The organism is Flavobacterium sp. 120 (genome assembly GCF_003633605.1).
Taxonomy (GTDB): Bacteria; Bacteroidota; Bacteroidia; order Flavobacteriales; family Flavobacteriaceae; genus Flavobacterium; species Flavobacterium algoritolerans.
This window is the reverse complement of record NZ_RBKZ01000001.1, coordinates 15,575-29,141: the sequence shown is the minus strand read 5'-3', so window position 1 is coordinate 29,141 and position 13,567 is coordinate 15,575. Positions and strand designations below refer to the sequence as shown.

Here is a 13,567-nt window from a genome sequence, read left to right as displayed (position 1 = left end):
AACTGCTACAAGTGAACCGATAATCAAGTGATTAACGCCATATTAATGGATATTTCAGGAGAAAAAAACCATCTAAAACCAAAAAAACCGCTTCTTTCGAAGCGGTTTTTGTACCCGGAGCCGGGGTGACAATCCCCCTATTGCAGTAAAATCAACAATTCCTAAAAACATTGACCAAAATACAAAAAAATCAGCAATACTAGGACTTAATAAGATTTTTTAAATTAAAAAACTAACTAATAAAAATTAATATGAATGAATAAGCATTAATAATTGTCGGGCAAATGTCGGGCAAATTTGTAAATTAAAGAATTAAATTTATTATCTTTGAATTGTTCAAACAATTTAAAGTTTAAAAATATGGCGACAGTTGTTTTTAGAGTAAGAAGTAAGGCGAATAAAAACGTTTCTATAAAAGTGCGTCTTTTAAATGGAAAGACTACGGACATAGAATTAAACACAGGGTTCACCATCAACCCAAAAGACTGGAGTGAAACAACCAATCGTCCAAAACAAAATAACGCCGTAAACAAACAAATTTTCAGTGACCTCAAAAAACTAGAATCATTCATTTTTGAAAACCTCAACAAAGATTTAGGAAACGGAATTTTAATAGATGCCTATTGGCTAGAAAACACTATTAATGAATGTTTTAAACGTGTTGAGAAAACAGATACCGGACTAGTAACAAATCACATTCAATATATAATCGACAATGCATCCACACGTAAAGTAAAGGGAAGAAAGAATCTAGGTTTGTCAAAAAGCAGAATAAATAGTTATGTTAATTCTAAAAATATTTTGGCTGAATATCAAAAACATTTAAAAAAACAAATACACTTCTTTGACATTAATAAAAGCTTTATAGACAAGTTCTCTAACTGGTTAATAAAAAACAAAAAATACTCTATAAATCATTCCGGTGACCAGATTAAGAATCTAAAAGCAGTTTGCTTGGATGCCGAAAAAGATAACATACCAGTAAATACCTATGTTAAAAATATTGAAGTTTTTTCTGAAAGTAATGAAGATAGATTTATAGTAACATTATCCTTTGCAGAGTTAGAGCAAATAAGAACCTGTAAAGAGATTAAGACAGCTGGATTAATAAATGCCCGTAACTGGATGTTAATAGGATGTGAAATTGGTCAAAGAGGAGGAGATCTACTTAATATTACAAAAGACAATATACGATACAATAATGGTAATATGTATCTAGACTTAATACAGCAAAAAACAAATAAAAAAGTAACCATTGGAATAGTAAACCCTCATATTATTGATATTATAAAAAACCATTTCCCTTACCCAATAAGTACACAAAAACTAAACGTACATATTAAAAAAGTATGTGAACTCGCCGAAATAGATGAGATGGTAGAGGGTAAAAAATGGGATGAAAAAACTAAACGAAAAAAATTAGATTTTTACCCTAAACACGAACTAGTTACAAATCATAGTTTTCGCCGATCCTTTGCAACTAATTACTATAAAAAGATGCAAACTTCAATATTAATAGGCATAACTGGTCATTCTAAGGAGAGCTTGTTTTTGCAATACATAAACGAAAGAGAAGATAAAGATGCCAATGCAAATTTATTTATAAAAATGTGGGAAATAATGAATAAAGAAACTGAGGTAAAAGACGAAGACAAACCATCACAACTGAATGTAGTATGAATAACATAGAATCCCTTTTAAAAACAGTAGACGAGAAAATTAACACTCAATCAATTGATGTTTCAAGTAGTGAAATTCTTGAATTAATAGAGCACAATTTTATAGAACTTGACACTCCCAAATTCAACACTATACTATCTAATAAAGTTGTAAAATCTATAGCTAATAAAATTAAAGAGCTTGAGCAGATAAAAAATAGTTTAGGAAGTAGTAGAATAAATCACAAGCAACGAATTAAAATTTCATCAAACATTCATAATTTAAAAGGTTTACTTAAAGATGTATTTAATGAGTATAAAAACAATTTAAAAGAAAACGAACTTTATCAATTATATGAAAAAGAGGAAAATGAAAAATTTTCTAATTATGAAGATAAAATAATTAACGGGAGTCCGGATGAAGATGCAATAGAATCAATAATGTATCCTACATATTTTGATCTTGAAAAGATTCAAAATTTAAGCAGTGCAATTAAAGAACATTTTATGAGCCTTAATTTAGATAAGGACAATTACAATTTTGCAAAGGATAGGACAATATCTTTCTACAAAAAGACAAAATATTCTATTGATACTATTTCAATAGTTATCGACAAAACCAATATGACTTTAAAAGATGCTGAAACCAAGCTTAAAAAAGTTAATGAGAATGAAATATATGAAGATGAAAACTCGATACCTTTCAATCTCTATGACTACTATCATCAAAATGTAATTGATTTATATTATAATCTGGATAATCTCAATAAACACAAAAAGATACTGATTAACTTATTTAAGAATTTAACCAAAAACTATTCCTATTTATCAGATTTAGGGATTCTACCAGCTTCTAAAACAACCGTTTTTGGAGATTCTAATTTTGAAGTTGTTAAGCAGTTGGCTTTAGAATTAAAAAAAGAGGGTTTAGTGAGTACTCAAACGACTGTCAATGACTTAATCGAAATGTTTACTCTGAACATAGATAAACCAGCAAATAAAATCAACTTAACGAATGGCACCTTAAATGATTTTGGCTATTTAATCTTAAAAATGAAACCTTTCTTTGTTGACTCAATAAATAATAGCACTAACTATAGTGATTGGTGGTCTGAAAGATTTACATTTAATTCGAAAGACAAGAATAAAAAATCAGTTTCAAGTACAATTTCTGACATCCAACAAGGGAGACGGTTTCCTTCAAAAAAACAAACCTTATCAAAAATCATTGAAAGTTTAAAGCCTATCCCGCAATAATCCTACATTAATTTTAAGTATACCTTCTTAAGCCCTGTATTTACTCATAAATCAATTGAGTATTACAGGGCTTTTTCCTTTCTATCCCACAAAGCCCACACTTGATTTGTCTTAAGAAATTTAAAACAAATTAATATGAAAGAATCAAGTCAAATTCAGTTGAATGCTGAGCAGTTTCAAACAGAAATCCTAAAAAAATTGAAAGCAGAATTATTAGAGCTTTCTAAAAATTCCCAACTCAAAGAACCGAAAGAAATTTTAACCCGTCAAGACGTTGCGGAGCTTTGTCAGGTTGACATATCTACAGTAAACAACTGGAAGAACAATGGCGTAATTACGGCCTACGGTCTTGGGGGAAGAGTCTACTACAAGAGAAGTGAGATTGAAAAATCTATGATTAAAATTAATTAGTCAGGACTATGGAAATTAACACAAGAAAAGGTAGTTACTACGTGTACCTACCAACAAAGCTGTACAAAAAGATTGTGGAGCTATCGGAAGAAAACGAGCAGATTGACTTAGGTCTTACAGCATTTCTATTACATCTAATAATCAAAGGAAAATTCAAAGACAAAGAGTTAGAAACTGGCAGTGAATGGGTAAAACTATGTTCCCGAATCCTAAGAACCTATGACTGCAAAAAATATAAAACTTCATATCACTTAAGATTTTTAAAAGAAAAAGGGATCATTGATTCATTATCATATATTAAAAATATTAAAGGCAAAAAAGATGAATGTGCTAAGCACAAAATTTTAGAACAATATTTAAACCCCGAGAACGACACTATTTCAGCAACGGATTCTAAAATATTCATGCAAGAATATGAAGTAAAGAATAAACAAGTTATCAAGCAGAATCAAAACCGAATTAATCAAAGAAAAGGTGTTGCTCAATACAAAACTGAGCATTTGACAAAATGGCTAAACAGTTCTGGGTTTTCAATGAATATTGATTCAGCATCAAAATATGTAGATAAAGAATATAGCACAACAAATGATTTAGAAAAGAAAAAGAAAGGACGAACAGCAAAAAAAATGAAACGACTAATAGCAATAAATGAATTTAAAAACCTAAGCAGTAAGTATTCTAGAGAAGGTAAAGACGATCGTTTGCATAGCTATTTCACATCACTACCGTCCGATTTAAAGCAATTTGTTACTTATGAAGGACAAAGTTTAAAAGAGGCTGATATTAAAAGCTCTCAGCCATTCATTTTAACAGTAATTCTTGGCATTATCAAGGAGGAATATCATTATGAGATTACAAAATTTAAACAAGTATCAGAAAAAAGATTTAGCAAAAGGTTATTTAAGAGAATAAGTAGATTAATTAATATTTATGAAGAGGAAGAATATGTATTAGATATTAGAAGTATATGTTATAATATTACTATAATGCTGCGAGAAACGTCGAAACCCTTTGATTTTACTGAAATAGACAGGTTCATTTCTTTGATTCATTCAGAAGACATCTACGCTTATGTAGGTGAAAATCTTTTAAAATCTGGTGCGATTTGGTTTAAAAGAAGTAAGTTTTTTGTAAGGCTTTTTGATAAAGAAAAGAAAATTTACCGAATTCATGACTTTGATAATTTAAGGAAATGTGCAAAAAAAATAACTATAAATGCTTTATATGCTTCACCAAAAAAATCAAGAGTTAAAGCTTTGCAAGATTTTAAGATATTGTTTCCAGAGGTTACAAAATTGTTGGACGTTATGAAGCAGAGCAAAAAAGCTGAATTACCCATTCTGATGCAGCGTATAGAGGCAAAATGCGTTCTTGATCACTGCTCAAAAAAGATCTCTAAAAAGCATCCTGAAATGCTTCTAATTGCAAGACACGACAGTCTTGTCACTACTGAGGATAAATTTGAGTTAATGAAAAAGGAATTTAATGAGTTGTTAAACGATTATTTTGATATTGATGTTGTACTGGGAGAAGAATTATGGGAGGAAAAAGTATCATAAAACTATACAAATTAATCAATTAAACGTGTTTCATTACTTGTAACGATCCTTCAGGAATTACAATTTATCAATAGCCATAATTACTTTTTAACTAAAGGCACTTTAACTCCCATCTTATAAAATCCAGTATATTTTTTTAAACTTTTTTCAACTGAAGTTAAATTATTAAAATGGTTTTCGGTTTTTTCTAGATCAGGATATATTATTAAACAATTAATGTTTTCGTTATGATTTTTGTCTAATGCTTCATAAACTTTTTTTAATCTTGCATACCCACTGATTTGTCTAAAATCTTCTTTAGTAATCCCTGTGAATTTATACTGCGGCTTATATTTGGCGTCAATTACCATTTTATAATTTCCTGAATTTAGGAGATAATCTAACTCATGTCCTTTGCAAAGGAACTGGAATTGTACTTCATTGTATTTTGGAAATTCTTTCTTTAATAAACCCAGTACATACAATTCAAACAGTTTGCTCATATCAATCCAAAATGGTGGTGTTGTAATTGTACTTTTTTCTATATTAGAAATGTTGTAGCCAAAACGCTGTAATATTAGTTTTGCTAATTGAGTTGCTTCTGCATACTCTTTGTAAAAAGCATTGGTTTTTGAATGTTTTATCTCATTCAGTTCTACCTCTTGAGAAATATTTTCGAATGCAGGTGCGATGTAGTTGAATAAATCTGTTGTAAAATCATTGTGGTTGACTTTATCGAAAGTTGGCAAATATCGTTTTACGAAAACTAATGCTTTTTTCAGTAAACGGTTTTCTAGACCATTAACTCCAAACTCATCATACTTGCAAAAGGTATATAATTGCTTGTTTTTTACAATATTCTGCTTAATGGTTTTGCCTACTAAAACCTTTCCTTTTACTCTACTATTTAAATTGTGTTCAACTTTGTAGTAGGATTTTTTTAATCCCTTACGCACTATTGTTTTTACTAAGCTTAAATATTGAATTACCAATAACGGTGTAAGTAAATCCTGAGTTTGCTTAATTTCTATTTCTGGTTTGTTCCATTTTATTTCAAACAAATCATTTATTTCGTTTGAAGTTTCTATGTATTTTAAAGAAGAAAAAAGCATTTTTATATAATCTACTTCTACTAAATTTATTTCTTCTTTAGCGTTCTTTGAATTTAGTTTTGGAGCAATGTAAATGGCTGACTTTTCATCTAACCAATCGACACCAATACAATAAGAAGTGCTTAAATGATACTGTTCCTCTATTTTGATAATAGAATAACAGGATATAGCCCCTCTTGGTTTTGAGAAGTCATATTTGTAATTAGAGCCATTTAAAAGTAACTGGTGTTTTGCATCTAAAGCATTATCAAAATGCTCCCAATATTCTAATAGATTAGTTGTCAAATCTTTGTTTTAAATCTAAAATTACTTTTTCTGCTTTCTCTAATAAAATACCATCTTTAAGGTATTCTTCTAAAATTGGAACTATTTCGTATTTGGCTTTTAATTGCAATTCTTCATCGTCTTTCACTATGAAATAACTGTGCCCCAATTGTACTTGAGCTGCTTTAAAATCTGAAGCCAATGTATCTTTACTATGGAATAGTATGCTAATTTCTTCAAATAAGGCTTTAGCACTCGTGTTTTCAATTACAGAGGCATCAGGTAAAATATCGACAAAGGCAAAACGCCTTCTGATTGCATAATCAATATGCCCTACGCTTCTGTCTGCAGTATTCATAGTACCAATTATCAACAAATTTGGAGGGATAATTAATGAATTGTCTCCTTCAATATCATACATGCTTTCTACTTTTTCACCTCGATATTCTAAAGCATAAATTAACTCTCCTAAAACTGATGGAAGATTCGCTCTGTTGATTTCATCAATTATGAGTATATATTTTTTTAATTCTTCTTTTATTATATCACTAGGAATAAAAACAATTTTGTTGTCTTTTAAATACTTTCTAAACAAATCGAGAACTCTTATGTAATAACTAGCATGCCATCTTGCTAATCCAGACAATTTTTGATTATGTTTTATGTCTTGTCGCTCATTATTTTCATCTAAATAGGCTTGCTTAATATCATTAAAAAGCATTCTGTTTCCATTTTCAGACCAACCACTCACTCCTTTATATCGAAAAGCATCAACATCTACTTTGATTAAATAAACAGATTTTGTTATTTCAATTTTTCCTTTGTCCTCAATTTCTTCGGTCAAATCATCAACAAATTTATCAAACTGTTCATTTAACCATTTTTCTTTAGAAATGATAGCCGGCGCTTTTTCGCTGTTAATTAAATTTTTATGTGCTTCCTCTGCAAACTTGGCAAAAATTTTGTTTTCCGTAATATATTCTATTTGAGTACCATTACTTTTAGCAGTTATACCTCTAACAAAATCTTCATAGGAATAAGATGGATGAAACTGAACTAGACTAAATTGTTCGGACTTTTCTAATTGCTTTAGTTGTTCTTTTTTTATTTCAACATCTTTAGATATATCTTGATTAAAAATCATTCTATAAGCAATGTCTTTAGCAGTATAAGTTTTTCCAGTTCCCGGAGGACCTTGTAAAATAATTTGTTTTTTACTTAAAAGTATTTTTGATAATTCCATTTTCGAAAGTTGTGTTTGAATTGCTTTGATGTTGTTCAATAAATCCCAGATCATTTTCCTGCCCCCTAAATCAGGACTTAAACTATCCCTTCCTTCTTTATGCCACTTAAAAACTAATCTGGTAAAATATTCTTTGGGTGGCATTTTACCCTTGCTCTTAATAACATATTGAATCAATTTGACTAAGTCATGCCAGTGATTGTTGTTTTCAAAATTATGCCCATACATTTGAGTCCTACCATCCCAAGTAATTTCCTGAAGAAATCCAGTAGATCTATTATTAGCAATTAATTTTAATAATTTTTCAAAATCCGAATTGTCTCCATTAAACATATCCTTTATTACTGTTTTTTCAATTTCAGCCCCTTTACCATGAGGCCAATCATGTGTTTCAATATCTAACCAATAAATAGGAGAATTAAAATAGCTCTGTAATTGAGATAGGTTATGTATACTTCCTTGCGACGCAATTTCTTTATAAAATAACCTTTTAGTCTTATAGGACTGTCCTTCATATTCATAAGTAACAATAACTACCAAATAGCCTTGAGCCCTTTCTGAATCTGTTGTAACGTCCTCTTCAAAAACTTTTAGCTTATTAAAAAATTCAATACACCCCAGTAATTTAATTTGATTCATTTATTGGTTTTTATAAACATTTTACATTATAATTTTAAAGACTTTACCTTTAACAATTGATTCAACTTATTCCAATGCTTTTTAGTTTGTTGGTTTATTTTATTACCCATCATTTTATTAGCTGCTTTTTTAGTGTATGCTAAGAAATTTCCCCAAATATAATGATGTGATATTTCGAAATGGTTTGTCTTTTTATTCAAAAGGTATTTTCTTCTTCTTTCAGATCCTTTGTATGAAAACCGTTTTAATATTCTGGCCTTAAAAATTTTGTCGTGATTACTACTAAAACGATTTGAAGCATAATTTTTAGCACTTCTTATATTACGCTTCATTTTTCGATAATAATTGGAGATACTTGCCGATTTTATTCTAACTGTTGTTCCATCATATTCAAAACCCAAATAAATAAAATTTTTGTTCCAATTTATACAGCTAGTGAATTCTTGACCGCAAACTAACTTATCATCATCTCTTATAAAATGGAAAATTTGAGTTTTTGCATCTTGAATTTCTAATTTTATTTTGTCAATTTCAGTGTTAAAAAACTCAACAACAGAGATCTTATTTTCTAAAGGACATATAACTACCATGTCATCTGAATACCGTCTATAACACCCCTTTAAAGGTGTAATATAATCATTAACCGCCTTGTCAAACTCTAGCATATATATGTTTGCTAAAGTTGAACTAATGGCAGAACCTTGTGGGATACCAAAATCTTTTGTGACTGCTTGACCTGTAGCATCTTTTATTTTAGTGATTTTTTTAATGAGCTTAAACTTTATGTCCAAAAACTCCTTTGGTGTGCAAAAAGCAATTGCATTTTGATTTTTTAAGTATTTTATTCTTGAAACCTTTTGCCGCTTTATTGGAGCTAATTTATTATCAGCTGTTTTCTTTTGGACAAATATTTTAGTTTGAAATGTATTGAAGATATCAACTACATCTATATAGCTAAACCGAGTAATATTTTTGTATACATTGAAATGATCTGGAGGTAACGTTGATTCATTCAAAATCATCTTCCAATTATCACGTAGTATTTTGTGATTTAGATTGTCAAAAAAACCTTTTATATCAAAAGCAATTGCTACAAAATTATTGCTGGGATAATTATCAATTGTCTGAAAAACGTCATTTGCAAAATTGAGGTTACTTTTATTTCCTGATTTTGGCTTTTCTTTATTTATTGGAACTGTTCTGTATGCAGTAACCACATCATCGAGGCTATATTTTTGAATGAAATCCTCGTATTTTTTTGATAGTTTTTCAGAATAGTAACTGAAAACCAAGGTATCTAAATGGCCTGCATAATATAATTCTCTTGGTTTTTCACTTTTATATCTAGTGTGTTTTTTATTACCAACCATTTCATATACTAACACACCAGTTTCTGATGAATATATTTTTCTAAACTTCCTTACTTTACTTGTTTTATGTATAAATGGTAAAAAGGAGTGCTTGGAAATATTATCGGGATTTTTAATGTAATCCTCTATCCAAACAAATCTGTCTTTAGCTTTAAGCGGAAAACCAATATGCGGATATTTTTTTAGTTTGAACCAGTCCTTTTTTTGTTTTCCTAAAGCCTTTTTGACCATTTAATTATTGTTAAAAGTGAATAAAGAGAGGTTGACTACGAGGTAATGCTTTTAGTGTTTTGCAACACCTGAAGAATACATGCTCTTTCGATACTTGCGTACCACCCCTTCAAGTCGGGTAAATAATTGTTATATCTTTGCTACTAAATATTCGTCCTATGAAAGAACTCACTTTAGAAGAGTTTATAACGGCTGGTTTATCCCTCAGCAATCTGTTAATAACAGCGCTGGGATTAACAGATTTGGTGGGAGACATTTATTCAATGTTCTCTTGCATTTCTGAAATACAACCTGCTCAACAGCGTTTAATGTTGATCTAGACAATTTGTCTATGCCTTAAAACGTATCCTTCGGCTTCCTCTCTTATTCACTAATTCTTAATTCATTATTTCTTCTTCTTGTTTAACTTCAAAAGCTTCTTTTAAAACCGCTTGCAAAAGTTGCTTTCCAAGATTTTGACTTTCTAATATTTCACTTTCTAATAAATTATTATTTATAATTGCTAATTTTATATTTTCTACAATTTTATTTTGCTCTTCAAATGGAGGTAGTGGAAATAAAAAATTTCTTAAATATGTTTGACTAATATTAGGTTGCGACATTCCCCAGGATTCAGAAATCATTTTTCTCTTTTGTGCCATTAGAAAATAAAAAGCAAATTCAGTATTAACGAGTTTATTTTCAAATAAACCACAAATAGCTTGATTTGTAGTAGACTCATTTCCTAAAATTGATAGTTTTCCTGCTGTAGCTCCATACATAGCAATTAATAGAGTTCCTTTAGGAAATAATGTCGCTGAAGATTCTTTTAATCCAATTTCAGTAATAGTTTCTTGAGATTTTACTTCTAAATAACTATCGTTTAATTCTCCTGATTTATACCAAGATATTTTTCCTCCCCAATATTGAGAATTTGAACGATTTGGTGTTCCTCCAGAAGTAGAGGAAAAAATATCTCCAAGTCTACACCATACCCAACTTTCAGGTATATCAAATGGAACTTCATTCGATTTAATAGGTAGTAAATCCTTTTCCTTTTTTATTTTTTTTTCTTTAATTAGTTGTGCTTTATCTTTTTTAATTTTGGCTAATAATTTTGAAGCTGATTCAATATTTTTATTTTCACTGCGCCAGTTTTTTGATAATTCACCTTTTGCTCCTTCTGTCAGAATAGATTGTGTAAGCATTTTTTGTAAATTAAGTTGATTTCTTTTTTCAACTTGAATTTCCTTTAATTTGTCATATTTTACTAAAGTCTCCTCGATCAATTTGTACAAATCATCATAACCGCTAATCAATTTACCATTTGAGATATGAACAGCATCCTTTTGAGCGTTTTGGTCGCATTTAGGTAATATTAATTTTTTTAGTTTTTCAGCATTTACGCTCGGTCTAAAATTATCTTCATTGAGTGATACTATTTGGGACCAATACACATAACTGTTCAAAAAAAGATTTAAATAGTTTGGGTTTGTTTCTTCGTTAGCTCTTATTCTAATGAGGTAGCCCGCATAAATAGATAAAGAAGGAGGTTCTGAAATTAAGAAGCTCTTTCCAGTTGTTCCACCGGTTCTAGCAATTAAAATATCATTTGGAAACAACAAGTAGGTTTTTTCATCGCTACAATTGCAATAAGGCACTGTTTTCCAGTTTACTTTACCATCGGTAATGTCGCTAATTCTTAAAAACTTATTTCTTCCTTGTACTAATGCGGAAGCGTTGTAACCATATTGTGTACCCGTAATTAAGTCTGCCAAATGAACAATCTCGGAATTTCTCTGAAAAAAGTACTTTAGAATGATGGTATTACGAATTTGTTTTTTTATTTCGTCTTCATCATTCAAAAAAGTAAGAGGGATAAATTTGAATGATAAAATCATAGACTTAACTCTTTTAATAACTGATTAATTCTATCTTGGCTTTTGGTCATTTTATCAATCACATCCGATCTGTTGTACTCAATTACTTCAACAACTTTATTAGGGTTTTTAATATCCAAATCCCAATTGTTCAAATTCTTTATATTTATTTTCCAAGAGACCTCGCTTTCTTTTCTGTCATTCCACCATTGCATAATTGGATTGAACTCTTCAAACTGGATGGGTTTCTTTTTAGAATAACTTTTTTGGCCAACTGGTAATTCGTGTCTGTAATACCAAATATCTTTAGTTGGTGTCCCTTTTTCGAAAAATAATAAATTAGTACCAACCGTTGCTGGAAAGAACGTGCTTTGAGGCAAACGAATAATCGTATGAAGATTACAATCTGTTAATAATTTTTCACGAATACGCGCTTTAATTCCTTCCCCAGTAATAGAGCCATCAGGTAAAACGATAGCCGCACGACCATTGACTTTTAGTAATTGTATCATAAGAATTACAAACAAATCAGCACTTTCTTTACAACGGTAAGAAGCTGGAAAGTTAGTTTCAACCCCGTCGGCAATACTTGCACCAAAAGGAGGATTTGCCAAGATTACATCTACACGGTCCTTTTTGCCAATACTGTTGTATTCTTTTTTTAAACTATCAATATAATGATAATCTGGGACTTCCATTTCGTGTAATATCAAGTTGGTTAGCCCCAATACATAGGCTACTGGTTTTAATTCCCAACCCGAAATACTTTTTTGTAATATGTGTTCGTCATCAACCGTTTTTACATAGTTTTCACGAACGTGGTCAATAGCTGCCGATAAAAATCCTCCTGTTCCTGCTGCTGGGTCTAACACTTTTTCGCCCAGTTTAGGATTGGTCATTTGGGTCATTAACTGCGTTACAGCTCTAGGAGTGTAGTATTCTCCTTTGTTGCCCGCATCACGCAATTCTTGAAGAATACTTTCGTAAATGTTTCCAAAAATGTGTTTATCTTCTGAATTATTGAAATTTATTTCGTTGAGTTTATTGATTACTTTTCGTAATTCATAACCCGATTTCATATAGTTGTTAGAACCATCAAAAACTTCTTTAACAATAGCAGCCCGTTCCGGATTTGTACTGCTTGTCAGGTTTTTTAGTGAAGCAAATAGTCCTTTATTATCTTCTGAATTGCTATCAATAAATTCTAATAATTCATCACCAGTAATCCCTTCGGAATTAGTAGCCCAACTACTCCATTGAAATTTTGAAGGGATAACTGAAACATAGTTTTCTTTTATTATTTCTAATTCTTGGTCTTTATCTCCCATAATTTTCAAGAACAGCATCCATCCAAGTTGTTCTAATCGTTGTGCATCGCCAGAGATCCCTCTGTCTTGTCTCATTATGTTTCTAATACTGCTTATTACCGCACCTACATTTGCCATTATTGTGTTTTTATTAATGTTCCATAACTAAATTCAATTTCATTATTGAATAGTTCCTGAATTTTATTTTTATAAACTCTTATTGAAGTTCCTGTACTGTAAACATCGTCGGCAATAAATAATTTATTAATTGTATTGTTAATTAAATCATTTGAAATAACTAAACTTCTTGTTAAACTTTCTTCTGCATTAGTGCCAAGTCTTGCCATATCTATTGGCTGATTTTCTGTAAAACAACTACTAATATCAACTGCATTAGCAAATTCATTTGAAATCCATTGCTTAATTTTATTTACAAAGTAATCGCAAGTAGAGACAGGAACTAGGAAATAAAATTCCTCTTCTAATTTGTAAATCTTTTTCATCTCATTAATATAATCTCCTTTTATTTTTCCTAATCCATTTTCAAAAACAACTAAAAAAGGCTTAATGGAGGGATTATTAAAACTAGTACAATTCTTTTTTAGGAAATTTATTTTTCCTAATGCAGTATTACTTTTTTCAGGAGAATATTCGCATAGTGTAAAATGTGACATAAAA

General features: G+C 30.1%; 11 protein-coding genes. 5 read left to right on the top strand and 6 right to left on the bottom strand.

What is annotated here, in order from left to right; translation table 11 throughout:
* Positions 1–360: 360 nt before the first annotated feature.
* The 4 genes from C8C87_RS00145 to C8C87_RS00130 all read left to right on the top strand — a co-directional run bounded on the left by C8C87_RS00145 (position 361) and on the right by C8C87_RS00130 (position 4,885).
* A complete protein-coding gene (locus tag C8C87_RS00145; RefSeq protein WP_121340708.1) occupies positions 361–1,680 on the top strand; it encodes a phage integrase SAM-like domain-containing protein in 1,320 nt (439 codons plus the stop codon).
* A complete protein-coding gene (locus tag C8C87_RS00140) occupies positions 1,677–2,915 on the top strand; it encodes a hypothetical protein (RefSeq protein ID WP_121340707.1) in 1,239 nt (412 codons plus the stop codon). The genes C8C87_RS00145 and C8C87_RS00140 overlap by 4 nt, the downstream gene beginning before the upstream one ends.
* A gap of 135 nt (positions 2,916–3,050) precedes the next feature.
* Positions 3,051–3,326, top strand: coding sequence for a helix-turn-helix domain-containing protein (locus C8C87_RS00135; protein WP_121340706.1), 276 nt, complete (start codon positions 3,051–3,053; stop codon positions 3,324–3,326).
* Positions 3,327–3,334: 8 nt separating this feature from the next.
* Entirely contained in the window at positions 3,335–4,885 is a 1,551-nt protein-coding gene (locus C8C87_RS00130) for a hypothetical protein (protein WP_121340705.1), read from the top strand.
* A gap of 80 nt (positions 4,886–4,965) precedes the next feature.
* Here the strand turns inward: C8C87_RS00130 and C8C87_RS00125 are convergent, their stop codons facing one another.
* From C8C87_RS00125 to C8C87_RS00115, 3 genes are read right to left on the bottom strand one after another with little or no spacing between them, the layout of a single operon-like run.
* Complete coding sequence (locus C8C87_RS00125) at positions 4,966–6,261, bottom strand: hypothetical protein (RefSeq protein ID WP_121340704.1); 1,296 nt, start codon at positions 6,259–6,261, stop codon at positions 4,966–4,968.
* Positions 6,251–8,122 carry an AAA family ATPase gene (locus tag C8C87_RS00120; RefSeq protein ID WP_121340703.1) on the bottom strand — a complete coding sequence of 624 codons (1,872 nt, stop codon included), beginning with the start codon at positions 8,120–8,122 and terminating at the stop codon, positions 6,251–6,253. Before C8C87_RS00120 ends, C8C87_RS00125 begins: the two co-directional genes overlap by 11 nt.
* Before the next feature lie 26 nt (positions 8,123–8,148).
* Positions 8,149–9,723, bottom strand: coding sequence for a reverse transcriptase domain-containing protein (locus C8C87_RS00115; protein ID WP_121340702.1), 1,575 nt, complete (start codon positions 9,721–9,723; stop codon positions 8,149–8,151).
* Between the two features lie 158 nt (positions 9,724–9,881).
* Here C8C87_RS00115 and C8C87_RS15790 point away from each other — a divergent pair, with 158 nt between their 5' ends.
* A complete protein-coding gene (locus C8C87_RS15790; RefSeq protein WP_158589724.1) occupies positions 9,882–10,043 on the top strand; it encodes a hypothetical protein in 162 nt (53 codons plus the stop codon).
* A 57-nt stretch (positions 10,044–10,100) separates the two neighbouring features.
* Here C8C87_RS15790 and C8C87_RS00110 read toward each other — a convergent pair whose 3' ends face one another.
* From C8C87_RS00110 to C8C87_RS00100, 3 genes are read right to left on the bottom strand one after another with little or no spacing between them, the layout of a single operon-like run.
* Positions 10,101–11,603 (bottom strand): restriction endonuclease subunit S, encoded by a 1,503-nt coding sequence (locus tag C8C87_RS00110; RefSeq protein ID WP_121340701.1) that lies wholly within the window; start codon positions 11,601–11,603, stop codon positions 10,101–10,103.
* Positions 11,600–13,027 carry an N-6 DNA methylase gene (locus C8C87_RS00105; RefSeq protein WP_121340700.1) on the bottom strand — a complete coding sequence of 476 codons (1,428 nt, stop codon included), beginning with the start codon at positions 13,025–13,027 and terminating at the stop codon, positions 11,600–11,602. Before C8C87_RS00105 ends, C8C87_RS00110 begins: the two co-directional genes overlap by 4 nt.
* The gene (locus C8C87_RS00100; RefSeq protein ID WP_121340699.1) at positions 13,027–13,563 is read right to left on the bottom strand and encodes a hypothetical protein; all 537 of its coding nucleotides are present in this window, start codon (positions 13,561–13,563) and stop codon (positions 13,027–13,029) included. Before C8C87_RS00100 ends, C8C87_RS00105 begins: the two co-directional genes overlap by 1 nt.
* Positions 13,564–13,567 lie beyond the last annotated feature (4 nt).

Coding starts and splice junctions, on each gene's coding strand:
- C8C87_RS00145 (WP_121340708.1), top strand. CDS start 361: ATGGCGACAGTTGTTTTTAGAGTAAGAAGTAAGGCGAATAAAAACGTT.
- C8C87_RS00140 (WP_121340707.1), top strand. CDS start 1,677: ATGAATAACATAGAATCCCTTTTAAAAACAGTAGACGAGAAAATTAAC.
- C8C87_RS00135 (WP_121340706.1), top strand. CDS start 3,051: ATGAAAGAATCAAGTCAAATTCAGTTGAATGCTGAGCAGTTTCAAACA.
- C8C87_RS00130 (WP_121340705.1), top strand. CDS start 3,335: ATGGAAATTAACACAAGAAAAGGTAGTTACTACGTGTACCTACCAACA.
- C8C87_RS00120 (WP_121340703.1), bottom strand. CDS start 8,122: ATGAATCAAATTAAATTACTGGGGTGTATTGAATTTTTTAATAAGCTA.
- C8C87_RS00115 (WP_121340702.1), bottom strand. CDS start 9,723: ATGGTCAAAAAGGCTTTAGGAAAACAAAAAAAGGACTGGTTCAAACTA.
- C8C87_RS15790 (WP_158589724.1), top strand. CDS start 9,882: ATGAAAGAACTCACTTTAGAAGAGTTTATAACGGCTGGTTTATCCCTC.
- C8C87_RS00110 (WP_121340701.1), bottom strand. CDS start 11,603: ATGATTTTATCATTCAAATTTATCCCTCTTACTTTTTTGAATGATGAA.
- C8C87_RS00105 (WP_121340700.1), bottom strand. CDS start 13,027: ATGGCAAATGTAGGTGCGGTAATAAGCAGTATTAGAAACATAATGAGA.
- C8C87_RS00100 (WP_121340699.1), bottom strand. CDS start 13,563: ATGTCACATTTTACACTATGCGAATATTCTCCTGAAAAAAGTAATACT.